The following is a 24,840-nucleotide window of genomic DNA, read 5'->3' as shown; positions in this document are numbered from 1 at the left end:
GAGGAATTCGAATGGGTTCAATTTATGATTTCGAAGTGAAAAAAGCAAATGGTGAAATGCTGTCGCTAAAGGAATATGAAGGCAAGCCGCTCCTTATTGTCAATACAGCGAGTAAATGCGGGTTTGCACCTCAGTTTGGCGGACTGCAGGAATTATATGAAGAATATAAAGACCAAGGCTTAACAGTTTTAGGCTTTCCTTGCGATCAATTCAACGACCAAGAGTTTGATAATATAGATGAAACTACAGAATTTTGCCAAGTGAATTACGGTGTTACATTTCCCGTATTCGCTAAAGTTGATGTAAATGGGGACCATGCTGATCCCTTATTCACTCATTTAACTTCAGAGAAGAAAGGAATGCTATCAAAAAAGATTAAGTGGAACTTCACTAAGTTTTTAGTGGATCGTGATGGAAAAGTGGTAAATCGATACGCTCCGCAGACGGCTCCTGAGAAATTGGCAGAAGATGTGGAAAAGCTCCTATGATGAAAGATTTCCTTTCACTCGACAAACAGCTTTGTTTCGCTGTCTATGAAACTGCTGGAGAGTTTAACAAATTGTATACGAGTGCTCTAAAATCATTTGGACTGACGTATCCTCAATACTTAGTATTATTAGCATTATGGGAAAAAGATGAAGTGACAATGAAGGAACTGGGGGAGCGGGTAAACCTGGGAACAGGTACTCTGAATCCAATGATTTCACGAATGCAGGAAAATGGCTGGCTTCGTAAACAACGCTCTAAAGAAGACGAGCGGAAAGTATATGTAACCCTTGAAGAAAAAGCCTTCCAGGAGCAACGTGCGATTACAAGACGGGTTGCAGAAGAAGTACAGTTATGCAACATTAGTTTGACAGAATATGAAGAGCTGATGGAGAAGCTGAATGGTCTGCATCGTAAATTGAAGCAACGCTCGACAACTATTGATTTGTAAACTTCATTAAAGATTAATCGACAACGAAATAAGCAGAAACCGAATTTAATCGGTTTCTGCTTGTTTTAATAGCAAAGGTCGACTATAAAATCATCATTAGTATCGATCTATTTAAACTGCCAAGTCATTTCATCAATAAAATAACAGAGCAACCACTGGCCCGAGAATGGATCCGAAAATAGCAGAAAGAGTCATTGCAACAGAACTTAACGACGCTTCCTGTTCACCGTATTCAATCGCTTTGGAAGTTCCGATAGCATGGGTGGCGACACCTAATCCAATTCCACGTCCAAGAGTCGTGTCCAACTTGAAGAATGCGAGGAAATAGTGACTTAGTAGCACACCCGAGATTCCAGCAATGATGACAAAAACGGCTGCCAGTGCTGGAACTCCGCCGATTTGCGTTGCAATTTGCATCGCAATTGGCGTCGTAATCGATTTAGGCAAAATGGATAAGACAAGTTCTTTTGGAAATCCGGCACTTTTCGCAAGCAGCACGCCCGTAACCATCCCTGTCAGACATCCGGCCAAAACGCCAGTCAGAATCGGAAAGATATGACGCTTCAATAATTCTTTTTGTTTATATAAAGGAATCGCCAGCGAGACCACGGCAGGGCCGAGAAGCTTATCAATCCACTGTCCGCCAAACATATACGTTTCATAAGGAATATTAAACAGAACCAGAATGACGATAATGACAATTGTAGTGGTAATGATGGGTACTAAAAATGGTAAGTGGACTTTCATATAAAGCACAGTCATTGCAAAATAGATTGCAATCGTCATGAGTATGAATCCCAATGATAGAAGAATCAGCTGCATTCAGATCCCGCCTTTTTCTTGTCCATCCGCTTTGCGACCGATTGGCTAACAAAACTGGCCATTCCCATCGTTAAAAACGTACTGACAATTGTAATTGGAATTAACAAGCTGCCTTTGCCAGAAAAGAAGTGGCCATAATTCATGACAGCAACAGTTGCAGGGATGAAAAATATAGGCAGAACCGATAAGAGGGCATGCGCTCCTGATTCTATCCATTTCAATTGTAAAAGGTTTGTGCTTAATAATCCCCAAACTAACAATAAACCTATAATGCTGCCCGGAAGCGGGATGTGGAGGAAGTCATGTATCCAGCTTCCCGCTAAGTAAAAACCATATAGTACGGCGACTTGACTCAGCTTAACTATAATTTTCATAGCTTTCGAATTCCTTCTTTCATCAATTTCGAATGAGATTGTGTTGAAGAGTTCAACTAGATGAAGCTCTCGATTCGTTTTTAATCCATTCTTATAGTATATAAAACAGGTTCAATCAAACGCAAAAGACATTGTTTTCAGTGTTTACCAAAAACCTGAGCGTAATCCGTTTCTAAGGAAAACAAGTTACAGCTTAATAAAAATAACTATAAGCACATTTCTTGAATGTCAAATTAGGTCAGTGTAAAATAGAAGTAAGGTTAAAGATAGTCAAAGTCAAATGACACGTGAACTATTAAGGAGGAACATACTATGAGATGCCAACATTGTGAAAAAAACCAAGCAACTATGAATTTAAGGCTGCAAGTGAATCAGCAAGCGATGCAGGTAAATCTATGCAGTTCCTGCTTTCAAGAATTACAAGGTCAACTGAGTGCAGGGAACATACCGTCATTCTCAACTGAATCTTACCAGGCGAATGGGCCAAAACAAACATATACGCAAGTGAGAGAGCCTGAAAGTCACGAGCCGGGATTACTGGACCAGTTAGGCAAAAACTTATCCGATGATGCACAAGAAGGTTTAATAGACCCAGTAATCGGACGCAATCAGGAAATTAAGCGCGTAATCGAAACTCTAAATAGAAGAAACAAAAATAATCCTGTCTTGATTGGAGAACCGGGTGTTGGTAAAACTGCGATTGCTGAAGGGCTTGCAGTGAAAATCCACGAAGGTGATGTGCCAGCGAAATTATTGAACAAAAAAGTATACGTGCTGGATGTTGCATCCCTTGTTACAAATACGGGAATCCGGGGACAATTTGAAGAGCGGATGAAGCAGCTGATTGAGGAATTGGAAACGCGTCAGGATGTTTTATTGTTCGTAGATGAAATTCACTTACTCGTTGGAGCTGGAACAGCCGAAGGGTCTAAGATGGATGCAGGAAATATCTTAAAACCTGCGTTAGCCAGAGGTACGTTACAGCTGATTGGCGCAACAACGCTTAAAGAATACCGACAAATTGAAAAAGATGCTGCCCTTGAACGTCGATTCCAGCCAATCATCGTTAAAGAACCATCTGCAGAAGATACAATTAAAATTTTGAACGGTATTAAAGATCGTTACGAAAACTTCCACAGTGTCAGCTATTCAGACGAAGCGGTACAAGCGTTTGTAACGCTTTCACAGCGCTATATCCAGGACCGTTTTTTACCAGATAAAGCGATTGACTTGATGGATGAGGCGGGCGCACGATTAAATCTGGAACAGACATCCGCTGGAGATTCAGAATCTCTGGAAATGCGCTTGCAAGAAATCGTTCAGCAAAAAGAGCAAGCCGCAGATCAAGAGAATTATGAAAAAGCAGCCAACCTGCGTGCTGAAGAAGTGCAATTAAAGAAAAAGTTAGAGGAAGCAAAACAAAACGGAGAATCCGGGCATACAGAAGTATCTGTTGCGGATATCGAATTGATTGTAGAAGAGAAAACAGGTATTCCAGTGACAAAACTTCAAGCTGCAGAGCAAGCAAAAATGAAAGGACTTGCCGAAAGTCTGGGGAAGAAAATTATTGGCCAGTCTGAAGCGGTTCAAAAAGTCGCAAAAGCAATCCGCCGCAGCCGTGCTGGATTAAAATCCAAGGATCGACCGATCGGATCATTCCTTTTTGTCGGACCAACTGGTGTTGGGAAAACGGAAATTACTAAGGTTTTGGCGGAAGAGTTATTCGGTTCCCGTGATACGTTAATCCGTCTGGACATGAGTGAGTATATGGAGAAGCATGCCACTTCCAAAGTCATCGGGTCACCTCCTGGCTATGTCGGTCATGAAGAAGCTGGTCAATTGACGGAACAAATTCGTAGAAATCCATACTCAATTTTGTTGCTCGATGAAATCGAAAAAGCTCACCCCGATGTGCAAAACATGTTCCTGCAAATTATGGAGGACGGCCGATTGACGGACTCGCATGGCCGTACTGTAAGTTTCAAAGATACAGTCATCATTATGACGAGCAATGCAGGAACAGGCGTTGCTCAAAAAGCAAGTGTCGGCTTCAATCAGACAGAGCATGAGTCTGTAACGATGTTAGAAACCTTAAGTGATTATTTCAAACCAGAGTTTCTAAATCGTTTTGATGCGATTGTTGCATTCAACGAACTATCAGAAGAAGACCTTCTGGAGATTGTAGATTTGATGCTTATGGATCTTCAAAAAACTATTGAAGAAAATGACATCAACCTCTCCATTACTCAAGAAGCAAAGCAAGCACTTGTGAAATTAGGCTATGACAAACGCTTCGGCGCTCGTCCGCTGCGAAGAGTGATTCAAGACAAAATTGAAGATCCTTTGACAGATCTTTTATTGGAAAATGAGACCGTTGGACATGTAAGTGTGGATATTGTCGGGGAAGAAATTGCGGTACAGCGAGCTTAATAGAAAATGATTTAAATATAATAAACGTAGAGGTAATTGACTCTATTTGATTGATAAACCACCCTTTTTGCTTATTAAAAGCATGGGGTGGTTTTTTCACTTTTCACTAGAATCCTCTTGAATCTATGATGAATACTCTGATCTGCGTGGCATATCTTACTATTGTATGGAAATATCTTGAGAGAAGGGTGCATACATGTGGAATCATCTTCTATGAATGAAAAGAACATCTCAGGAAACAGTAAAAATGATCAGCTGGAAGAATTCCGTATCCGGAATTCTGGAAAGCCGCTGACAACAAACCAATCGAAAAAGTTATCAAACGATGAAGACCAATTAAAGGCGGGTATCCGCGGTCCCTCGCTGCGTCAAGACTATGAATTCTTTGAAAAGATGTCGCATTTCGTACATGAGCCGATCCCCGAAAGGAAAGTTCACGCTAGAGGTTACGGAGCGCATGGAGAATTTGAATGTTATCAGTCCATGAAGCAGTTTACGAAAGCCGGTTTTTTACAGGAAGCTGGGAAGAAGACACCGCTTTTCGTCCGGTTCTCAACCGTACAAGGAAGCAGGGGATCGAAGGACACGGCTAGAGATTTACGTTGTAAAGGCGTGAAGTTTTACACAGAAGAAGGAAACTACGACTTGACGACAATTGCGATGCCTGTGTTAATCAACCAGGATGCTATGAAATTTCCGGACGCCTTGCATGCCTACCAGCCGGAGCCTCGAACTGGGATGCCGACTGCTGCAGGCGCACATGATAACTTCTGGGACTATGTAGCAAATAATCAAGAAGCACTCCACATGGTGTTATGGGTTATGTCCGATCGAGGGATCCTGAGAAGCTATCGGATGATGGAATCTTGGTCCATTAATACGTATCTATTTGTCAACGAACAAGAAATCGCAACTTTTGTCCGGTTTGTTTGGAAACCGGTCTTGGGAGTCCATTCGTTATTGCAGGATGAAGCTCAGAAAATTGGAGGAATCGATCCCGATTTCCATCGTCGCGATTTAAGGGAAGCAATAGATCGCGGTGCATTTGCAGAATATGAGTTAGGGGTCCAGCTGATTGCGAAGGAAGATGAATTCAACTATGATTTTGACATCCTCGATCCATCGAAGTTTTGGCCGGAAGAACTGATCCCTGTCCAAATGATAGGGAAAATGACACTGAATCGAAACGTGGATAACGAATTTGCGGAGCTTGAACAAGTTGCGTTTAACCCTGCCAATGTCGTTCCGGGCATTGATTTTTCAAATGATCCAGTCCTTCAAGGAAGACTGATGGCTTATCAGAGTGCACAATACCATAGACTTGGCAGTGCGAATTTCCAGGATTTGCCGATTAACCGTCCGATTTGTCCATTCCATAACAATACACGACAAGGATTTATGAGGTATCGGATCGATGTGGATCAGACGAACTACCATAAGAACTCGCTATCGAATAACACTCCCTATACAACCCCGCCAGAAGAAGGAGGGTATGAATCTTATCCGAAAAAAGTGGAGGGCCATGTCATCCGGGCTCGCAGTAAATCTTTCGATGACTTCTTCACACAGCCCCGGATTTTCTGGAACAGTTTATCACCTGTTGAAAAACAACATACAATTGAAGCGTTGAGTTATCAGCTTGGCAGTTGTAAAAGTGAGTCTGTTCGACAGCAGAACGCAGATATTCTAGTGAATGTAGATGAAGAGATGGCTTATATCGTGGCAGAAAATATAGGTGTCAATCGTCCGAGCGGTTCTCAAGTACCTGTCTCCACCAGCTATCCATCATTGAGTCAGACCACCACTCCTAAATACGCCTATTCACAAAAAGTCGGCGTACTGGTTGGAGATGGTTTTGATACAAATGAAGTTACGAATGTATTGAACACTTTGGAAAAGTACGGTGTGTTCATAGTAATTGTCAGCGAGACGTTAGGGACGGTTACAGGTAATGACGGCACCCAGCTCAAAGTGGATGAAACATTCTTGACGACCAGTCCATATCTCTTCGATTCTCTCTATATTGTTGGAGGAAATCCTAAGAAACAGGAACAATTCAACTACGATGTTAAAGAATATTTAAATGTTGCATACAAACACTATAAACCGATCGGCGTTGCCGCTTCAGGTCAATCTTTCATCAAGAAATCTCAAAAGAATAACTTCGCTGGGGTTGTTTTTGCCGATAACAATCCGAACTTCGGTGAGGAATTCGTTGCAGCAATTGCTCAGCAGCGTTTTTGGGATAGGAAATGAGTTAGGTAGCTAGTCGTTCTGCTAACTCACGTGAATCAGCTTTGAGGCACTTCCTTTTTACACGATTGGTATACCGCTTTTAGAATTAGAAAACGAGTAGATAAAAAGTGTAATGCGTATGAGACTTTATGTTTTTGATGGGTATTTTCATATGGAAACTGCTAAAAGACCGGATCTGAATAGTTAATAGATCCGGTCGTTTTCCGTTATCAGTCCAGTACAAATACCATACTGAAGTGCTCGTGTACTTTGCGGAAACTCACGGAACCTATGAAATGAAGTGCCGGATACTTTTGAAATGAATTCAAATTTTCTATGAAGGCTTGTCGTATACGCAAGAGCTTATGAATAAAATAGACAGACACTATTTTTGTGGAGGGCTGCATTCATGAATTCCCTTTTTGTTTATCTGATTCTAGGTATATCGTTAGCCGCTCCTATTGGGCCAGTTAAAGCAGTTCTATTGAATAAAGGGATTAAAAATGGTTTTTTCCATGCTTGGTTTTTCAGTCTTGGTTCCATAGCTACTGATGTCCTCTATATGAGTTTAGTGTATTTTGGAATAGGAAGATTCATCGAGTCCCCATTTCTGCAAATTATTCTTTGGTCATTCGGGTGCTTCGTTCTTTTATATACAGGTATTGAAAACTTATTTTTCGTAAATGAAACGAACGTGAATTTGAAGACTGGGAAAAGTATTCGACTCCGCCATTCAATCTTAACAGGGTTTTTCATGTCACTGTTTAATCCGCTGACGATACTCTTCTGGGTGGGAATTTATGGTTCTATTCTCGCAAACTCTGCTGGAAGAGCGACTGAATATCAAGTAATAGTAAACAGCTCTGCAATATTGGCTGGAATCATGCTGGTGGACTTTATCATGTCTATTTTATCTAACGGCGCGCGTCAAGTGCTGTCATCAAAAATTTTGAAATATGTCTCGATCATTTCTTCCTTTTCAATGATAGGCTTTGGAATATATTTCGGAATTCAAGCTTTTAAAGCCTTATTTTTATAAATCGTCTTCTACATAAACTTAACAGGAAGAAACAGAAGTCATATTCCATTAAGAAACACCAATCTGCATAAAAAAAAGTAATAAGGAGACTATACCTTAACTGGATGAAATAATTTTAGTTGAGGTGTAGAATGAGTAAAAACTCAAATCATGTCAGCACATGGTGCATTGTTAGTCTGGCATCAATTCCCCTTATTATGACGCTGGGAAATTCCATGCTCATTCCGGTTTTGCCGATATTGGAGGATAAGGTAGGGATTACGGCATTTCAATCAAGCATGATCATCACCAGCTATTCAGTTGCAGCGATTATCCTTATCCCGATAGCAGGTTACTTATCCGATCGTTTTGGCAGAAAGAAAGTGATTTTACCAAGCCTTGTATTGGCATTAGTGGGAGGATTGGTTGCAGGATTTGCTTCTTGGAAATTGGAAGATCCCTACACGATAATAATAATCGGACGTATTCTTCAAGGAATGGGAGCAGCAGGAGCTATGCCGATTGTCTTACCGCTAGTTGGAGATCTTTATCACGATGATGAGGAAAAAACGAGTACTACGCTTGGGATTATTGAAACATCTAATACTTTTGGAAAAGTGTTGAGTCCCATACTGGGTTCCTTATTTGCGGCGATTTTATGGTTTTTGCCATTCTTCTCGATTTCGGTGCTTAGTCTAATTTCCATTATTCTTATTTTCTTCTTTGTCAAGGTGCCGAAAGATGAAGATGAGCCGATAAAGTTTAAAGAATTTCTCAATAATACTAAGAAAGTGTTTAGAGCTGAAGGAAAGTGGCTGTCAGCAGTCTTCCTGAATGGTGTACTGGTAATGCTGATTTTGTTCAGTATGCTGTTCTTCTTATCAGAAAACCTGGAAAAGACGCATGATATTAAAGGCATAAAGAAGGGATTTGTATTAGCTATCCCGCTTCTCATACTCTGTATCGCTTCATTCATTTCTGGCAGAAAAGTCAAGGGGAACTTAAAGACGATTAAAATGCTCATGATTACATGTTTGATCACTATGTCTGTAAGTGTAGTTTTCGTTGGGTTCTCAAGTAACAAGTTGTTTCTGCTGCTAATAGTCACAAGCGTGGTCGGGTTAGCCATTGGTGCATTGCTGCCTGCGCTGGATGCAATCATTACAGATAATATTCAAAAAGACCTCAGAGGCACGGTAACTTCTTTTTACAGTTCCGCACGGTTTATCGGTGTCGCAGCCGGCCCGCCTGTAATGTCAATTGTGATGAAAAACTATTTGAATGTCAGCTATATAGCAGCAGGAGTTTTAGGATTCCTATTGCTGCTAGTGGTCTGGAAATTCATCCAGATTGATAAAATAGGAAAAAATGAGGAAATGATTTAATCCGATTTTAGCTCGACTGGCAGTGGAATACAAAATAGGATAGGATACGGACAGCCTTTGAATTAGATAAGGCTGTCTTTTTGTTTGACTCAATTTACATAAAAGTTGGATTGCATCTATTTATCAATGTTAGAATATTGTATGATCTAATTCGGCAAATACATAGATGTACGAGTAGGGGGAGATGGAATGGAAACTCAGCCGGGACTTAACGTCTATCTGATGACCATTGCGGGAGCAGTATGCTGGGGGCTGATTGGGTTATTCATTTCCCCGTTGTATGCACGAGGGTTCACGGCATGGGATGTCGTAGCGATACGAGGGATCTTCAGTTTTATATTTTTACTAGTAATTATGCTTATTTTTTATCGGGATCAGTTACGCACCCGATTAAAAGATCATTTCTTGTTTGCCAGCGCTGGGATTTTCAGTCTTGCACTGTTTAACTATTTCTATTTCGAAGTTTTTTCACAATCAAGTTTGTCCCTGGCGGTAACGTTATTATATACCGGACCATTATTTGTCACGGTTCTGTCGAGACTTTTTTTCAAAGAGCCATTAACTATGCGGAAAGGATGGGCTCTAGCCTTTGCAATTACAGGCTGCGCCTTTGTCGTTGGACTGCTTCCGCTTGGCTCAGAAAGTATACCTGGCAAGACACTGCTTATGGGAATCCTATCAGGTTTTTGCTATGCACTATATAGCATTTTTACAAAGCCAGTCACTAAACGGTATTCCGCGCTGACAATTACAACATACACGTTTCTCTACACAAGTATTTTCATGCTATTGACGAGTAATATCGTTACTAAAGCCGAAAAATTTCAGCATGCAGATGTTTGGATAGCGTCATTATTGCTGGCATTGGTCTCGACGGTGGCAGCTTATGTGCTTTACACTTCGGGATTGAAATACTTAGAAGCAGGGAAGGCATCCATTTTAGCAACCATTGAACCAATTGTTGCAGTAGTGATGGGGGTCTTGTTCCTTGGAGATCATCTGCGGGGATGGCAAGTGCTTGGGATAGCATTCGTATTGTATTCCGCAATATTAGTAGCGGGACGACGGTACAGAAAAGGGAATAAAGATATATAGAAGTTTGTTTATAATCCTGAGGTGTTCCGTTTGGTTCTGGGGATTTCCTGCTTTGGGATGTGGTGATAGCACATAATTGCAATATATGGAATATTAGGAGCGTCCGGAAAACAACTGCTGCTTAGCTTGGGATTCCAAAAACCGTTTAAAATGAGACTCCCGGATTCCTGATAAATTGGAATCTGGGATCTTTTTAAATTACAAAGAAGCAGACCTAGTAAAGATTGATAATTAAAAATATACATTTGGTTATTCATTACAAGTTTTGGTACAATAGTGTAAACAAATGAATTGTTAGATTCTTCAACAATTGGTTCAAATCGTTAAAGTAAGAAGATGCTAATAATATAAGAAAAAAGTTATCGGGGGAAATCATTTTGGAGGACTATTACGGGGAACTTTGCACGCGTATTTATGAAACCAATAAGTCGATTGCGGGGAAAGAGGAACTTAAGTTTTACCTGTCTTTCATTAAGGATAAAGACATGCAAGTCCTAGAACCGATGTGCGGAAATGGAAGAATGCTTATTCCCCTCTTGGAAAGAGGGATTAATATTGACGGCTTCGATCTTTCTGAAGAAATGCTCGGCTTATGTGAAAGTAAAGCTCGTAATTTAAATCTTAAGGCGAATTTAATTCGTTGTAGACTTGAAGAATTTACGAGCGATAAAAATTATGATCTTATTATAATCCCTTTTGGTTCTTTTTCACTTATGCCCGATGAATTAGTGAAAGACGGCCTTTCTAACATGAGAAATGTCTTGAAAGAAGGAGGAAAGATCCTGCTGACTGTCATGACAAACAAGGGGCCAGTAGAGGAGATATCCGATTGGATTGAAACAAATAGACAAATTATTGGCTCCGATGAAATTATTGAGTATAAGAAAGTGAGTTTTGACCAGAAAAGTAACATGCTTAATACAAAGCTGAAATATCACCTAGTTACAGATGTTCAAGTTAAGAAAGAAGAACTCATGAACTTTCCCGTTCGACTTTATGAAAACGAAGAATTCGAAACTGTATTGCGATCGAATGGTTTTAGGAATTTTATTCGCCATGATGTTGCAAATGGATATGGCTCAGGAAATTCGTTTCAAGTATTTGAGTGTGGAAAATAAATCAGGAAATAATCTTGCAGTACAATCGGAGAACTATTTATAGATGATTAGGCGCTTTGGCGGATCGAATTGAATCGTGAACTAACTTTAATCATTGTTCTAGGTTAAGGCACGCAGTTGAGTCAATCGATAGGAGATGAAAATCATACATAGTAAAAACAAACTCTTACTCATAATTTTCATGGTGTTAGCTTTTTCTGTATCAGCCTGTAAGCAAACTGGACAGCCTCCGGAACGAATCACTCCAGAGAACGCACTGCAGAATATCACCTATTCTTTCAAAAATCCTGACACGGGACAGAAATTCTCTATTATTCATGCGTATCAGCTCTATGAGAATTTTTTTGAAGCTGTGCAAAATCAACCGGATGAACAGCTTTTTAAGTTATTTCAACAGGAAATCATTACACCTGTAAATGAATCCTGTTTTGAAGATGCAAAACTTATGAATTCTGAGGATATATTCGAATTGGTGACTAAAAGGAGCGATTTTGAACGAGTAAAGAATCAAATTGAAAAAATGAATACGGATCAGCTTAATGAGGTATTTGAGGAATCGCTTGTTAAATCCTCAAACGCTCTTCCAACAGATAAAGAAACAACTGTATGTATATTTCCTGAAAATGAAAACTTTCCTTCCGATATGGGGACAATTGGAGCTGGGCAAATCGTCGTCTATTACGAAGGATTTGATAAATACTTTAAATCAGCCATGTCCCATGAATATCATCATAGTGTCTGGCTCGAAAAACATTTGAAGGATAATAAGCCGCTCACAGGATTAGATCATTTAACTTTGGAAGGAGAGGCTGTGATGTTTGAGACTCTCATGTATCCTGATTTAAATAGTATGTACACTTTGATAAATGAAAGTTTTAACAAGGAAGTTTGGAGTAAGATAGAACCCTCCCTGGAGCGTGATGCCGGCCCAGAAATACTGGAAATTATAATGGGCGGCTCAAATGGTATTCCAAATTACTACGGGTACAGCGAAGGATACAAAATAGTCAGATCTTACTTGGATCTGCATCCTGAGATGACAGTGGAGGAATGGACAGCTCAAGAGCCTAAGGAACTATTTGAAGAAGTGAATTACTTAGCGAATTATCGATAGATGTTTTGTTCGTTGTTCATTGGCAGAGCCATGTCGTAACGAAGGGGACTTTTGATTGGATTCACCAATTCGAGCACATATTCAAGAATCGGGGCAGAAAATAGTATAAGAACAGTTGCTTTCCGTTCCGGCGCACGCTTTCCCGAGGGCGTGGCTTGAGCCTCCTCGGTCGCAAAGAGCACGACACTGCGGGGTCTCAAGACTCACGCTGATCCTCCGGGAGTCGGCGCCTGCACTCCAAGCAACGGAAAGTAGTATGTATAAAGCTAATTCCAGAATCGGGCCAGATGCTAGCGGTCAAGATAATGGTAATTTCACTTATCAAAACACTTCCTCGGTTTTTCCAGGAAACACAATGAGCGATTCTAAGCTTATTAAATGATCGCACACTAATTTTCTTAAGAAAGTAGCTGATTATATGAATATAACCTCAATTTCTTCTCAACAAGTAACACCACAATACTTAAAAAATCTTAATACAAAGCCGGAAGCGGAGAGTTCTTCTTTCGTTGTCGAAGAAGCAGTAGTTAATACAAAACCAAAAGATTCTTCTGCCCTTTACAAAGAACTTTCAGCTAAATATGATGTAAGAAATTCAACTTTCGATGAGATGGTGAAAATTTCTACTGCGTTATACGAAGCTGGAGAGATTTCTTTGTTGGATCATTCGTTTCTTACATTCGATTTTGAAAGAGCCGAACATAATTTAAGACGGCTTGACCCAAGTCGAGTTTCAGCTGATTTTAGTCTTTATGAAACACCTACTAACGCTCACGGCCAAAGGGATTGGATTGCAGAATATAAAGCGAGAGCGGAAAAAGATTTCAGTTTCGGAAATTTAATTGGTCACCAACATAGCACAAAGATAAGTAATATTCTAGAGCGACTATCACGTTAAAAAGAGTAGCTATAGCTACTCTTTTTAACGTATGCCCAGCATGAGCATAGTCTATAGGGTGTAGGTCCCGAACTGTGAAGGCAGTAACGCAAGGGTGTCCGTGGCGACGCGGAATCTGAAGGAAGCGATCGGCAAACCTTTGGTCTGAGGAACACGAACTTTATATAGGTCTAAGTGGACATGGATCGATTTTGAAAACCAAGAAGAAGATATGGCATAAAGAGGTGTTAAACAAACGGGGGCAATTCTGGGATAAAGAGTATGCCGTTTAAGGGCCGTTTAGGGTTAAAGCGTAACTTGAAAAATGAATACTTTTGTATTGATGAGGAGGCGTGAAGGTTTGAAAAAACTTTTATTAAGTTTAATTATAATTATGATTATGATTTTTTTATACTCTTATCAATATCCAATAATGAGTAATGAGGAAGCGATAGCCAGCGCTAAAAAATACTTGCAATATCAGGAAGAAGAAAAGAGTAAGTCACTAGAAAAAACGGATTGGAATAATACTCCCTCTGAAAATATCAGTGTATCGTTACATCAAAAGAATGGATTTTGGAATAAACTTACAAATAAAATGGAGTGGGAAGTTACGTTAACCTATCAAAAACAGTATCCAATGGTTCTTATAGACGCCTATACAGGTAAACTTATTGGAGTTTATGGACCGTCAAATTGAGTGAATTCAGGAGTTTAATCAATAAACGATAGCTTTAAGTGAATTAAATTTGTACTTCAATCGGGCCATTTAAAGGAATTTGAAGGGGAGGATTTTATGTATGGAGAAGTGAAGAAAAAAGGCGTTCAAGAAATTGATGGATTTCATATTATGATTATTCTAGGCATTGTAAGTATAACCAGCATCTTGCATCTATCAGATAATATTCAATGGTTTTTGCTAGTAGGGTACGCTTTAGTTATGATCTTTATACAGAAAAAAGTTAATCTGAAACGTTCTTTAGGCTTTATTGCAATTGGTTTTGGGCTTGTCTTATTGAAAATGATTTACATGAAATTAAACATCTGAAAAATAAAATCAGATTATTCTTAAACCGCTAAAGGGCGCGATTCTTGAAAAACTTACGCCCAGCCTTTTTAAAATATTGATTAGGTGATAGAATTATAATAGCAGCTGCATATAGCGGATGGGCGGTTGACACTCCCTTGTGAAAGGGGGTGTTTATATGGTGACATACGAAGCAATGAACATGTTATTCCAATTTGGGATGTTCTTGGCGGCAATGCTAACAGCTATCGCCGCGATAATTGCTCTATCCACCAATAGAAAAAAGTAACCACCCTCCGCTACGACCCAAGTAGATGAGATGGTTACTTTTTTCAGTTCAAACATCTTTTCAACTGGTCAGCCGCACTTCATGCGGATGTCAGCTGCATTGACCGGGTGTTCGCGCACTCGGTCTTTTTTAGTATATCTTTACTCTACCACGTTTATGCCGAAAATACACTTTTTTAAATGATACAAATTAATGTGTTCTGGTAGTGGTGGAATATTCGGGAATCGGGTGCTTTCGTGTGATAAGGACAGTACATCAAACGGGCCATTTTGTGGGGGACGATGTCAATATGCTTTCAAGATAAATCGAAAGGAATTGATTCAAAATGAAAAAGATGAAGTACTTAGCCTTTGCGATAGTCTTAGCTTTAATATCAATTTATCTATACAAGGGCTTCATTTACTATCTGATTCCTTTTAATCCCATTAAGCAGTACGCATCCGAATCCAATGTTGATTTTTACATTACAAAAAATCTCCCCGATGGCGATGGAGTCAATGCAAAGTGCGAAGATGCAAATACTTGTGGCTTAGTTTTGGAATATTTAAGCGATCTAAAATTAAAACCTATAAAAGATAAAAAGGCACAGGCAATGCTTAATTATGAAAATGCAACCTATTATAACGGGGCTTTAAGGTTTAACGAATTAGATATGATATTTATCTCAGACATATCAATCGACACCCCTAATATCCTTCGTATTAGTTCTTCCATAACGGGATTCAAGAATGGTTATTATGAAATTGTGGATTCTAAGTTTGACTATAATTATATCTATGATTTGATTAGCGAAACTAAAAAGTAAGGGTGTCTAAACACATTGCACCAATCGGGCGCAATACTGGAAAAAGGATTTTTGTCCATTATTAATAGGACCATTGAGATAATGAAGCTGAAGGAGTTTTATTATAGCTTTAATTAATTTATAAATCAGGTGGTGAAGCTGTGTTTAAAGTTATCATTTTAACTTTTTTATTAATTTCGATGTACCTTCTTCTTTTAAAAGAAAAACGGGTTGTCAGGGTATTCGTGATCCTTTATTTTACTCTGTTATCTGTCCTGTTTTTAACTGGAATCTCTAAAATTACGGAGGAGTATCATCTATATCAGGGACCGGTTCCTGATGAGGGATTTCGAGCTTTAAGTGACTGGGTAGGCACGTTTTCATATTTCTTCATTGTCCCGGTGTTTGTTGTCGTCGCCTATGTAACGTTTAAAATAGCGAAACGAATAATTCCAAACAATAGAGTACGAATTCCTGTATATCTCTTGTGGCTGATGTTTCTCCTGGCAGTCAGCTTTGTTTCCTTTTTTATCTTTACGCTGATTTTCTATGGTTTTGCCCCTTGATGAATTCTAGGGAGCTGGTGTAAGGGGACCATATACGTTTGGCTATAGCAATACTAAACGTTGGGATATTAGAGTCCAAGAAATTGTCGGAGATAAAGAAGTGGAAAATCAGGCGGTGTCCGTGAGAAAGCGTAAAGAAGGAGATCTTGGGCAACTGCCAGTTGAGGCGGCATTGGATTTGTTAGAAGAGGTGTAAAGAGGAATACTCTATTTACACAAATAAGAAGAGGAGAAGAGCACAAAGCTTTCTCCTCCTAATTTAACAGTTGAAGTTATTGAACCGCATTCTGAACTTTCATTTCAGCGCCTGTGCCAATCTTGTCCAACACGAAAGCATATAGCGACGCAACTTCTTTCAACTGATTGAAGCGTCCGGACTCACCAAAGTGGCCGGCACCCATGTTAGTTTTCATTACGATAATATGATTATCCGTTTTCATTTCTCTTAAACGGGCAACCCATTTAGCGGGTTCCCAATAGCCGACGCGCGGATCGTTTAAACCTGTCGTTACGTACAGATGCGGATAGTCTTTCGCTTCTACATTGTCATATGGGCTGTAGGATTTCATGTAAAAATAAGCTTCCGGCTCACGAGGGTCTCCCCATTCGTCCCACTCGAGTGTAGTTAACGGGATGGAGGTGTCGAGCATCGTAGTAACAACATCGACAAATGGGACTTCCGGAACGATTACTTTAAACAAATCACCTGCCATATTAGCAACTGCTCCTGCAAGCAATCCGCCCGCACTGCCGCCGCGAGCAGCCAGCTGCTCAGAAGTTGTATATCCTTCCTCTATTAAATACTCAGCAGCTGCGATAAAGTCTGTAAATGTGTTTCGCTTATTTTGCATTTTGCCATCTTCGTACCAATGTTTTCCCATTTCAGAACCGCCACGCACTTGTGCAGTGACATAGACAATCCCTTTTTCCAATACTGGAATACGGTATGGACTGAAATACGGGTCACTGTTTGCTCCGTACGAACCATAGGCATACAAGATGATCGGAGCGGGTCCGTTATCGAGAGCCCCTTCTTTATAAACGAGATTCAAGGGAACTCTCACTCCATCTTCTGCAGTAGCCCACAATTGTTTTTGGCGGAAGGCAGAAGGGTCATAGTCACCGCTGACTTGTGCAACTTGCAGACATTGTCTCTCTCCACTTAGCAAATCCAGTCCATAGGTTGTTTCTGGAGTCAGCATCGATTCAAAGCTGAGTAACACTTCAGAAGTGTCGTAGCTTTGATTTGATTTTACTGAAACGGAATAGAGGGGTTCATCCCATTCGATTTGTTCCAAGTGACCATCTTTCAGTTCCCATATTTGGGTCAGTCCGTTTTCGCGGCCTGCAACCAGCAGCTTTTCCTGGAAAGGATACAGTGCCTGGAGATATCGATTCTCGTTATAATCCACGAGAGTTTTACGGGCATTCAGGTCATGGAGTGGACAGTAAAGCAGCTTGAAGTTTTCTGCGTCATCGTTTGTCAATATGAGCAAATCCTTTTCCCAATGTTCCACATCGTATTCGACACCAGCTCTGCGTTCGTCGACTAACTGGTAAGGCGACAGCGGGGAGTCTGCGTCAATAAGACGGATTTCACTCGTTGTTTTCGAGTCGGCATGCACAATGATGAATTTCCCGCTTTGGGATTTATTCATAGAAAGTGTGAATGTCTCGTCATTTTCCTCGTAAATCAGCTCATCTTGACCGATATCGCTGCCTAAACGATGCCGCATCAGCTTACTAGGGCGTTCTGACTCATCGACGGTGATATAAAAAATAGTATCACCGCTTCTGCTCCATTCCACACTGCCGTATATGAACACATCGGGAATCTGATCCGACAGAAGTTCGCCTGTTTCCATGTCTTTGATAAAAACAGTATAGCGATCTGTCCCATCTCGATTTTCTAAATAAGCGAGCAAGCGCTGGTCAGTACTCCATCTCAGCGCAGTGACACTTAAATAATCACTTGTTTCAGCAAGTTCGTTCAGGTCGAGTACGATTTCTTCTGTTGCTGCAGATAGAAGCTCGCGGGTCTCCGCCTTCTTCCGGGCATAGATTGGGTATTGCTGGGTTTTGTCCAAACGGGAATAAGTGAAATACGGTCCATGCTGCACAGGCACAGCAATTTCGGATTCAGGAACGCGATCTACCATACGCTGGTAAATTTCTTCGGTCTCTTCTTTCAACGGCTCCATGATTTCAGTGTAATATCGATTTTCCTCCTCCACATACTCAATGACTTCCGGATTATTGCGGTCCTTTAGCCAATAATAGTCGTCTTGACGTACATCTCCGTGCAACTGTTGAGGATAGGGAATTCGTTTTGCGATAGGCGGTTTCATGTGAGAAAAGCTCCTTCCTTCGTTCTATGAATTAGTTTCGTGATGTACACTGGAAAACCCTTCCTGGCACGAGATTCTTCGATATGGTGCTCATATAAGAATAGCTGAGGATGTTAAATCAAATAGAAAGGTCATGGAACACCTTATGTCTGTTCAATTGGATGTACTGGTTGGCTCTGGATTATGCCTAGTGTAGAATGAGAAAAAACAACTGGAAGGGGTTTTCTGGTTATGGAACCAAAATGGCTCGAATGGGCAAAACAGTTGCAAGCTATTGCGCAGGCCGGCTTAACCTATTCAAAAGATAAATACGACGTGGAACGGTTTGAAATGATCAGAGACATTAGTGTTGAGATGGTGGCACAGCAAACAGAGATCGATGAAACGATTATTAAAATGTTATTTGCGAATGAATCAGGTTACCCTACACCGAAGGTAGACATCCGAGCAGTGGTTTTCAAGGATGATCAGATTTTGATGGTTCAAGAGGAAGCAGACGGTGAATGGGCCTTGCCAGGCGGGTGGGGCGACATTGGGTTATCGCCAAGCGAAGTTGCAGTAAAAGAGGTCAAAGAAGAGTCGGGATTTGACGTAAGGGCAGTTAAAACGATTGGTGTATTCGATAAAAAAATGCATCCCCATCCCTTTTCGGCTTACTGCGTGTACAAACTGTTTATCCAATGTGAAATCATCGGGGGCAAGCCAGAAACAGGAATCGAAACCAGCGCTGTAGAATTTTTCTCTGAAGATACGTTACCGATTTTATCGATAGCGAGAAATACTGAATCCCAGATCAACATCGCTTTCAAACACTTACATAACCGCGATGAACCCGTGTATTTTGACTGATATCTAGATAATAAGTAAATGGGATAGATGTTCGTTAATTTGACGTAGCATGTTGATCTTAGGGACGACATGATCATAAATAACCATAAATGGACTGAGTTGTAAGGATTCTTAATTAGAAATCATTGTGACACCACTTGAATGTAATTCACTTATTATACAACAAACGCTAAGAGCCCATCACTTGTTTCACAGTGATGGGCTCGCTTTAAAATATATGGAATATCCATTGATGGATGACTGAACAATCCCGTTGATTGGAGCAGAAGGCGGCGACTCTGGAGGGATCAGCGAAGGTTGAAGACCCCGCAGAAGCGAAGCGACGAGGAGGCTGAAATCGAGCCCCTCGGAACGCGTCCGCCTGGAGCGCAAATCAACAGTCTCTTATACATAACTAACTTTAATGGACTTTTTCAGTGGCCTTTTCTTCGATAGCGCATTCCTTTTTACATTTCACTATTACCATAGCTGCCGGCTATCCCTTTTCAATCTCGGTTTCATTTACCATTTGGAATCCACAAGTATCCTTTAGTCATATTCGTCCGCAAAACTTCATAGATTTTATATGGAGGCATCTAGTGTTGAGATTAAAGATAAGGCAGGTGGTTCTTTGAACTATCAATCGAATCGTTTGGGACAAATTCCTCCATATTTGTTTGCAGAGATCAATAAGAAGAAAGCAGCCATGATTGAAGCGGGAGTGGATGTAATCGATTTAGGAATTGGGGATCCCGATTTGCCAACACCGCCGCATATTGTTGAGAAATTAGTAGAAGAGATGCAGGATCCTGCGAACTTCAAGTATCCCAGTTTCATAGGATGCCTTGAATATCGGCAATCCATTGCTGATTTCTATTTACGGCAATATGGTGTAGAACTCGATCCCGAAACGGAAGTATTAGCCCTTATCGGCTCGAAAGAAGGGATTGCTCATCTGATTCCAACTTTGATCGATCCCGGGGATACGGTATTGATCCCGGACCCGAGCTATCCCGTCTACAGAATGGCAACGTTGCTTGCAAACGGAAAGTATTATGACATGCCTTTGCTGAAAGAGAATAATTTCGAACCGGATTTCAGTTCAATTCCTCAAGAAGTCATCAAGTGTTCCAAACTGATGTTTTTAAATTACCCTGGTAATCCGACTTCGGCTACTGTTGACATTGAATTCTTTCAAAAGGCAGTCGCGTTTTCTAAAGAACATGGCATCCCGATCGCTCATGATTCTGCCTATAACATGGTGACCTATTCGGACTATACTGCACCAAGCATCCTGCAGGTCGAGGGGTCGAAAAACAGTACGGTTGAATTCGGTTCACTTTCGAAAACCTATAATATGACCGGTTGGAGAATCGGATATGTCGCAGGCAATAAAGATATCATCAAAGCACTTTCTGTCCTTAAAAGTAATACAGATACCGGACAATTTACGCCGATTCAAAAGGCAGCAGCGTACGCTTTAGATGCTGACCAAAGCTGTGTGACGACGCATAATCGGATCTATGAAGAAAGAATGTCGGTTGTATTGGAAGGACTAGCCTCTATCGGGATAAATGTTGACCCGCCAAAAGGAAGTTTCTTCGTCTGGGCACCTGTACCGGAAGGCTATAATTCTACTGAATTCGTGACACACATTTTAGAGGAAACAGGAGTTATCGTAACACCTGGTAATGCCTTTGGGCCAAGTGGAGAGGGGTATTTCCGCATCTCTTTATCGGTTCCGAATACACGATTATTCGAAGCAATCCACCGCATACAAGAAAGTATGTAACAGATACGTAAAATAGAGGGAGGCAATAATTATGGTAAATCGAAAGGGAATTCAAGTAGTTCATCTGAATAAAAAAGGAACGAAAACAATTCAAGGCGGTGACACAAAAAAACTTCTTAACTACATCGACGGGGAGTGGTGCGAATCCTCCTCGGGTAAATTTGTGGACGTGCTGAATCCAGCGAACGGTAAAGTGCTGGGGGAAGTGACGCAGTCTACGGATGAAGACGTAGATCGTGCCGTTCAAGCTGCTAAAAAAGCTCAAAAAGAATGGCGTCTCGTTCCGGCACCTGAGCGTGCGGAATACTTGTACAAAATTGCAGGCCTGTTGAAGGAACGTAAAGAAGAATTATCACAGATTTTGACTAGTGAAATGGGTAAAGTGATTGACGAAGCACGCGGTGAAGTTCAAGAAGCGATTGATATGGCTTATTACATGGCAGGAGAAGGCCGTCGTCTTTTTGGAGATACGGTTCCTTCCGAGCTTCGCAACAAATTCGCGATGAGTGTCCGCGTTCCGATCGGCGTTGCGGGCTTGATCACCCCGTGGAATTTCCCGATTGCCATTGCTTCTTGGAAATCGTTTCCGGCACTTGTTTCAGGGAATGCAGTAGTATGGAAACCTGCAACTGAAACACCCATTATCGCATACGAATTCGCGAAGATTTTTGAAGAAGCAGGATTGCCGAAAGGTCTGCTGAATTTAGTGAATGGTTCCGGAAGAGAAGTAGGGAATGCAATGGTGGAGCACCCGGATATCGATTTGATTTCCTTTACGGGGTCAAACGAAGTCGGAAGTGCCATCAATGCCCGTGCTGGTGAACTGTTGAAACGGACTTCTCTAGAAATGGGAGGTAAAAATGCTGTCATTGTATTGGATGATGCGGATCTCGATCTTGCGGTTGACGGGATTTTATGGGGAGCATTTGGTACAAGCGGCCAGCGATGCACAGCCACTAGCCGAATTATCGTCCATGAGAATGTAAAAGAGGAACTGGAGAATAAGCTTGTAGAACGAATTGGTGAATTGTCTCTTGGCGACGGAGCAGACGAAACGGTAAAAGTAGGTCCGGTTATTAATCGTTCCTCTTTAGGGAAAATTCATGAGTACGTGAAAATCGGTCTCGAAGAGGGAGCTGCCCTTCTTGCTGGGGGAAGTATGGTCACAGATAGCGGACTCGTTACCGGGAATTTCTACGCGCCTACCATTTTCACCAATGTGACGGTTGACATGAGAATTGCCCAAGAGGAGATTTTTGGCCCAGTCGTCTCTATTATCCCTGTAAAAAGCCTGGAAGAAGCGATTGAAGTGAACAATAGTGTGAAATTCGGATTGTCCAGTTCGATATTCACCTCCAATGTTAATCTCGCATTCCAAGCGATGAGGGACCTGGATACTGGAATTGTTTACATCAATGCGGGGACGACGGGAGCAGAAATCCATCTGCCTTTCGGCGGGACAAAAGGGACTGGAAATGGACATAGAGATTCCGGTGTAGCTGCACTTGATGTCTATACAGAATGGAAATCCGTTTATGTGGATTACAGCGGAAAACTTCAAAGAGCGCAAATCGATAACTACTAATTTGTAAAATGGCAGCTGCCAGCAGTATTGACCGGGTTTAACCGTCAGTACTGCTGGCGGCTTTTTGAATTTATCGAACTCAGCTTAGGATAGGTTATGAATCATTCAGATGAACTGGACATTATAAATAAAGATGAAATTGGGATGGCGGTCAATAAAGGAAACGAAGCCTTTGTTGAAAAAGTGAATGCTGCGTTAAAAGAGATGAAAGAAGATGGAACCTATAAAGAAATCTATAAGAAGTGGTTCGGAAAAGACCCGATAGACATATGATGAACTCCTAGGGTGACCCGATGAAATTTGATGGTGACCCTAGGGTTTTTCTTTACGAAGAATAGATAGGGGTGAAAATTTATATGCGGATAGTCGTTTTAGGGACTGGAATGATCGGCACAACTATCGTGAGTGAAATGGCAAAGTTCGAGGGAATTGAATCGGTCACTGCAGTGGATGTGAGGCAAGAAAGTATCGACAAATGTCTCGAAATTGCAGATAATCCAAAAGTTTTTGGGAAGACAGCAACGCTCGCGACTGAAGTAGATTTCATAAAAGTACTTCGTGAAGCGGATGTTGCGGTCGGGTGTCTTCCTCATTCGTTAAGCTTAACTGCAGTAAAAGGCGCAATTGCAGCTAAATGTCATTTGGTAGACCTAGTGGGTTCCATGTTTCAAGAGAAATTAGAATTACACAACGAAGCAACAGCAGCAGGGGTTACGATTATTCCTGGGTGCGGCGTGGCGCCGGGCATTACGAACTTCCTTGCAGCACGAGGAATAGAAATGCTGGATGAAGCGCATGACGCAGTCTTAATATGCGGAGGGATTCCGAGATGGCCGGTTCCGCCGTTATGGTATCAAGTCGTATTTCGGCTCGAGAGTGTTTTAGGGCTGTATACGAAACCTGCTTTTGCGATTAAAAATGGCGAAATTGTCGAGCTGCCCGCACTTTCAGGTCTGGAGTCATTGACGTTCCCTTATCCCGTGGGTGACTGTGAGGCTGTGATTACAGATGCTCACAGCACTGCATTTACGCTAAAAGGAAAAGTGAAAAACTTAACTGAAAAAACGATTCGTTATCCTGGCCATTGGTCCAAGATGAAAGTGCTTGAAGAGTTAGGCTTCCTGGATAAAGAGCCGTTTGAAATGGATGGGGTTACGACAACTCCAGTCAAGCTATCAGAAAAGATTCTTTCGCCAAAAATGATCGGCGGATCCAATGAAGATGTAACGGTGGTGCGAGTGGAAGTGGACGGAATGAAAGATGGAAACTATAAGAAAGTTACATGGGAAATGGTGGATTTGTATGACCATGAACGAAACATCACATCGATGGCTAAAACAACAGCACTTCCGGCTGCGCTCGCTGCCAAATGGATTGCGGAGAGAAAGATACTCGAAACGGGTGTAGTTCCTATTGAAACAGTCATAGTCGAAGATAGATTTGATCCTTTTATAGCAGAACTAAAAGAGCTTGGGATTCACATTGATTTTAAGGAACAGGGTTCCTCTTAAAAGTCCTATAACTTGTTAGAAAGTCAGGAAGGAAGTGGATTAGTGGATGCTGCGATACTAATTGACTCAATACCATCGCTATTAAAAGCAACGATAATGACGCTGTTTTTAAGTTGTATTTCCGTAGTTATTGCATTAGTTATTGGTTTTTCCACGGCTCTTATCCGAATTCTGAAGGTTAAGATCTTAAATGAAATTGCCAGCGTGTATATTTCTATAATTCGAGGCACTCCACTTCTTGTTCAAATATTTGTTATCTATTATGGATTGCCGCAAATCGGGATTTCACTAGATCCTATCTCTTCTGGAATTATGGCGTTAAGCCTGAACGCAGGTGCGTATCTTTCTGAATCATTCCGTGCCTCCATACTCGCTGTTGACAGAGGGCAGATGGAAGCAGCAACTTCAATGGGAATGACGTATGGGCAAGCTATGAGAAGAATCATTCTTCCCCAAAGTCTTCGTATCGCCATTCCGACACTATCCAACTCATTTATCGTTCTTGTTAAAGATACATCGCTCGTATCGGTCATCACCGTTACAGAATTACTGCAGATGTCTAGTTTAATCATTGCAAAAACGTTCGAGCCACTAACGATCTATTTAGTTGCGGCAGCAATTTATTGGATCCTCATTACATTCTTTACTACGATGCTTGATAAATTGGAAAAGCGTTCCTCAAAATATTTAGCGCGGTAATCTCTA

The 24,840-nt window shown here is 41.1% G+C and carries 23 protein-coding genes and 2 pseudogenes; 22 read left to right on the top strand and 3 right to left on the bottom strand.

From position 1 onward, the window contains the following. Nucleotides 1–11 precede the first annotated feature (11 nt). Nucleotides 12–488 carry a glutathione peroxidase gene (locus PGH26_RS08915; protein ID WP_323690733.1) on the top strand — a complete coding sequence of 159 codons (477 nt, stop codon included), beginning with the start codon at nt 12–14 and terminating at the stop codon, nt 486–488. After that, the gene (locus PGH26_RS08910) at nt 485–937 is read left to right on the top strand and encodes a MarR family winged helix-turn-helix transcriptional regulator (RefSeq protein WP_323690732.1); all 453 of its coding nucleotides are present in this window, start codon (nt 485–487) and stop codon (nt 935–937) included. Before PGH26_RS08915 ends, PGH26_RS08910 begins: the two co-directional genes overlap by 4 nt. 132 nt (nt 938–1,069) lie before the next feature. Here the strand turns inward: PGH26_RS08910 and PGH26_RS08905 are convergent, their stop codons facing one another. After that, a complete protein-coding gene (locus PGH26_RS08905; RefSeq protein ID WP_323690731.1) occupies nt 1,070–1,759 on the bottom strand; it encodes an LrgB family protein in 690 nt (229 codons plus the stop codon). Continuing rightward, nucleotides 1,750–2,133 carry a CidA/LrgA family holin-like protein gene (locus PGH26_RS08900; RefSeq protein ID WP_323690730.1) on the bottom strand — a complete coding sequence of 128 codons (384 nt, stop codon included), beginning with the start codon at nt 2,131–2,133 and terminating at the stop codon, nt 1,750–1,752. The genes PGH26_RS08905 and PGH26_RS08900 overlap by 10 nt, the downstream gene beginning before the upstream one ends. A 312-nt stretch (nt 2,134–2,445) precedes the next feature. On the opposite strand from PGH26_RS08900, the gene PGH26_RS08895 reads away from it, so the two are divergent. The 14 genes and pseudogenes from PGH26_RS08895 to PGH26_RS08825 all read left to right on the top strand — a co-directional run. Beyond that, entirely contained in the window at nt 2,446–4,563 is a 2,118-nt protein-coding gene (locus PGH26_RS08895) for an ATP-dependent Clp protease ATP-binding subunit (RefSeq protein WP_323690728.1), read from the top strand. 213 nt (nt 4,564–4,776) lie between these two features. Further along, nucleotides 4,777–6,819 carry a catalase gene (locus tag PGH26_RS08890; RefSeq protein ID WP_323693493.1) on the top strand — a complete coding sequence of 681 codons (2,043 nt, stop codon included), beginning with the start codon at nt 4,777–4,779 and terminating at the stop codon, nt 6,817–6,819. A gap of 388 nt (nt 6,820–7,207) precedes the next feature. Then, nucleotides 7,208–7,837, top strand: a complete 630-nt coding sequence (locus PGH26_RS08885; RefSeq protein WP_323690727.1) for a LysE family transporter — start codon at nt 7,208–7,210, stop codon at nt 7,835–7,837. Between the two features lie 131 nt (nt 7,838–7,968). Continuing rightward, complete coding sequence (locus PGH26_RS08880; RefSeq protein ID WP_323690726.1) at nt 7,969–9,201, top strand: MFS transporter; 1,233 nt, start codon at nt 7,969–7,971, stop codon at nt 9,199–9,201. Between the two features lie 189 nt (nt 9,202–9,390). Next, nucleotides 9,391–10,296: a DMT family transporter gene (locus tag PGH26_RS08875; RefSeq protein ID WP_323690725.1), complete on the top strand. Its 906-nt coding sequence runs from the start codon at nt 9,391–9,393 to the stop codon at nt 10,294–10,296. A 377-nt stretch (nt 10,297–10,673) separates the two neighbouring features. Next, nucleotides 10,674–11,414 carry a class I SAM-dependent methyltransferase gene (locus tag PGH26_RS08870; RefSeq protein ID WP_323690724.1) on the top strand — a complete coding sequence of 247 codons (741 nt, stop codon included), beginning with the start codon at nt 10,674–10,676 and terminating at the stop codon, nt 11,412–11,414. Between the two features lie 136 nt (nt 11,415–11,550). Further along, a complete protein-coding gene (locus PGH26_RS08865) occupies nt 11,551–12,528 on the top strand; it encodes a DUF2268 domain-containing putative Zn-dependent protease (RefSeq protein ID WP_323690723.1) in 978 nt (325 codons plus the stop codon). 418 nt (nt 12,529–12,946) lie between these two features. After that, nucleotides 12,947–13,426: a hypothetical protein gene (locus PGH26_RS08855; RefSeq protein ID WP_323690722.1), complete on the top strand. Its 480-nt coding sequence runs from the start codon at nt 12,947–12,949 to the stop codon at nt 13,424–13,426. 340 nt (nt 13,427–13,766) lie between these two features. After that, nucleotides 13,767–14,105 (top strand): PepSY domain-containing protein, encoded by a 339-nt coding sequence (locus tag PGH26_RS08850; protein WP_323690721.1) that lies wholly within the window; start codon nt 13,767–13,769, stop codon nt 14,103–14,105. 96 nt (nt 14,106–14,201) lie between these two features. Beyond that, nucleotides 14,202–14,453: a hypothetical protein gene (locus PGH26_RS08845; RefSeq protein WP_323690720.1), complete on the top strand. Its 252-nt coding sequence runs from the start codon at nt 14,202–14,204 to the stop codon at nt 14,451–14,453. Between the two features lie 157 nt (nt 14,454–14,610). After that, nucleotides 14,611–14,721 (top strand): putative holin-like toxin, encoded by a 111-nt coding sequence (locus tag PGH26_RS08840; protein WP_323690719.1) that lies wholly within the window; start codon nt 14,611–14,613, stop codon nt 14,719–14,721. Between the two features lie 325 nt (nt 14,722–15,046). Then, nucleotides 15,047–15,526, top strand: coding sequence for a hypothetical protein (locus PGH26_RS08835; RefSeq protein ID WP_323690718.1), 480 nt, complete (start codon nt 15,047–15,049; stop codon nt 15,524–15,526). A gap of 140 nt (nt 15,527–15,666) precedes the next feature. Next, nucleotides 15,667–16,071 (top strand): hypothetical protein, encoded by a 405-nt coding sequence (locus tag PGH26_RS08830; protein WP_323690717.1) that lies wholly within the window; start codon nt 15,667–15,669, stop codon nt 16,069–16,071. 55 nt (nt 16,072–16,126) lie between these two features. Then, a pseudogene (locus tag PGH26_RS08825) lies at nt 16,127–16,267 on the top strand (His/Gly/Thr/Pro-type tRNA ligase C-terminal domain-containing protein); the annotation flags it as partial. 76 nt (nt 16,268–16,343) lie between these two features. Here PGH26_RS08825 and PGH26_RS08820 read toward each other — a convergent pair. Continuing rightward, complete coding sequence (locus PGH26_RS08820) at nt 16,344–18,419, bottom strand: S9 family peptidase (protein WP_323690716.1); 2,076 nt, start codon at nt 18,417–18,419, stop codon at nt 16,344–16,346. A gap of 231 nt (nt 18,420–18,650) precedes the next feature. On the opposite strand from PGH26_RS08820, the gene PGH26_RS08815 reads away from it, so the two are divergent. The 6 genes and pseudogenes from PGH26_RS08815 to PGH26_RS08790 all read left to right on the top strand — a co-directional run bounded on the left by PGH26_RS08815 (nt 18,651) and on the right by PGH26_RS08790 (nt 24,834). Beyond that, the gene (locus tag PGH26_RS08815; RefSeq protein ID WP_323690715.1) at nt 18,651–19,268 is read left to right on the top strand and encodes an NUDIX hydrolase; all 618 of its coding nucleotides are present in this window, start codon (nt 18,651–18,653) and stop codon (nt 19,266–19,268) included. Between the two features lie 610 nt (nt 19,269–19,878). Continuing rightward, a complete protein-coding gene (locus tag PGH26_RS08810; RefSeq protein ID WP_323690714.1) occupies nt 19,879–21,039 on the top strand; it encodes an LL-diaminopimelate aminotransferase in 1,161 nt (386 codons plus the stop codon). 31 nt (nt 21,040–21,070) lie between these two features. Further along, nucleotides 21,071–22,624, top strand: a complete 1,554-nt coding sequence (locus tag PGH26_RS08805) for an aldehyde dehydrogenase family protein (RefSeq protein ID WP_323690713.1) — start codon at nt 21,071–21,073, stop codon at nt 22,622–22,624. A 117-nt stretch (nt 22,625–22,741) separates the two neighbouring features. Next, a pseudogene (locus PGH26_RS08800) lies at nt 22,742–22,897 on the top strand (substrate-binding periplasmic protein); the annotation flags it as partial. Between the two features lie 83 nt (nt 22,898–22,980). Then, the gene (locus tag PGH26_RS08795; RefSeq protein WP_323690712.1) at nt 22,981–24,135 is read left to right on the top strand and encodes a saccharopine dehydrogenase family protein; all 1,155 of its coding nucleotides are present in this window, start codon (nt 22,981–22,983) and stop codon (nt 24,133–24,135) included. 42 nt (nt 24,136–24,177) lie between these two features. After that, nucleotides 24,178–24,834 carry an amino acid ABC transporter permease gene (locus PGH26_RS08790; RefSeq protein ID WP_323690711.1) on the top strand — a complete coding sequence of 219 codons (657 nt, stop codon included), beginning with the start codon at nt 24,178–24,180 and terminating at the stop codon, nt 24,832–24,834. Nucleotides 24,835–24,840: the final 6 nt, after the last annotated feature.

Source organism: Sporosarcina jeotgali (genome assembly GCF_033304595.1).
In the GTDB taxonomy this organism is placed as follows: Bacteria; Bacillota; Bacilli; order Bacillales_A; family Planococcaceae; genus Sporosarcina; species Sporosarcina jeotgali.
The sequence above is the reverse complement of the archived record's forward strand: the minus strand, read 5'-3'. Positions and strand labels throughout refer to the sequence as shown.

Coding starts and splice junctions, on each gene's coding strand:
- PGH26_RS08815 (WP_323690715.1), top strand. CDS start 18,651: ATGGAACCAAAATGGCTCGAATGGGCAAAACAGTTGCAAGCTATTGCG.
- PGH26_RS08880 (WP_323690726.1), top strand. CDS start 7,969: ATGAGTAAAAACTCAAATCATGTCAGCACATGGTGCATTGTTAGTCTG.
- PGH26_RS08795 (WP_323690712.1), top strand. CDS start 22,981: ATGCGGATAGTCGTTTTAGGGACTGGAATGATCGGCACAACTATCGTG.
- PGH26_RS08805 (WP_323690713.1), top strand. CDS start 21,071: ATGGTAAATCGAAAGGGAATTCAAGTAGTTCATCTGAATAAAAAAGGA.
- PGH26_RS08905 (WP_323690731.1), bottom strand. CDS start 1,759: ATGCAGCTGATTCTTCTATCATTGGGATTCATACTCATGACGATTGCA.
- PGH26_RS08865 (WP_323690723.1), top strand. CDS start 11,551: ATGAAAATCATACATAGTAAAAACAAACTCTTACTCATAATTTTCATG.
- PGH26_RS08890 (WP_323693493.1), top strand. CDS start 4,777: ATGAATGAAAAGAACATCTCAGGAAACAGTAAAAATGATCAGCTGGAA.
- PGH26_RS08885 (WP_323690727.1), top strand. CDS start 7,208: ATGAATTCCCTTTTTGTTTATCTGATTCTAGGTATATCGTTAGCCGCT.
- PGH26_RS08910 (WP_323690732.1), top strand. CDS start 485: ATGATGAAAGATTTCCTTTCACTCGACAAACAGCTTTGTTTCGCTGTC.
- PGH26_RS08895 (WP_323690728.1), top strand. CDS start 2,446: ATGAGATGCCAACATTGTGAAAAAAACCAAGCAACTATGAATTTAAGG.
- PGH26_RS08915 (WP_323690733.1), top strand. CDS start 12: ATGGGTTCAATTTATGATTTCGAAGTGAAAAAAGCAAATGGTGAAATG.
- PGH26_RS08855 (WP_323690722.1), top strand. CDS start 12,947: ATGAATATAACCTCAATTTCTTCTCAACAAGTAACACCACAATACTTA.
- PGH26_RS08845 (WP_323690720.1), top strand. CDS start 14,202: ATGTATGGAGAAGTGAAGAAAAAAGGCGTTCAAGAAATTGATGGATTT.
- PGH26_RS08835 (WP_323690718.1), top strand. CDS start 15,047: ATGAAAAAGATGAAGTACTTAGCCTTTGCGATAGTCTTAGCTTTAATA.
- PGH26_RS08875 (WP_323690725.1), top strand. CDS start 9,391: ATGGAAACTCAGCCGGGACTTAACGTCTATCTGATGACCATTGCGGGA.
- PGH26_RS08900 (WP_323690730.1), bottom strand. CDS start 2,133: ATGAAAATTATAGTTAAGCTGAGTCAAGTCGCCGTACTATATGGTTTT.
- PGH26_RS08820 (WP_323690716.1), bottom strand. CDS start 18,419: ATGAAACCGCCTATCGCAAAACGAATTCCCTATCCTCAACAGTTGCAC.
- PGH26_RS08840 (WP_323690719.1), top strand. CDS start 14,611: ATGGTGACATACGAAGCAATGAACATGTTATTCCAATTTGGGATGTTC.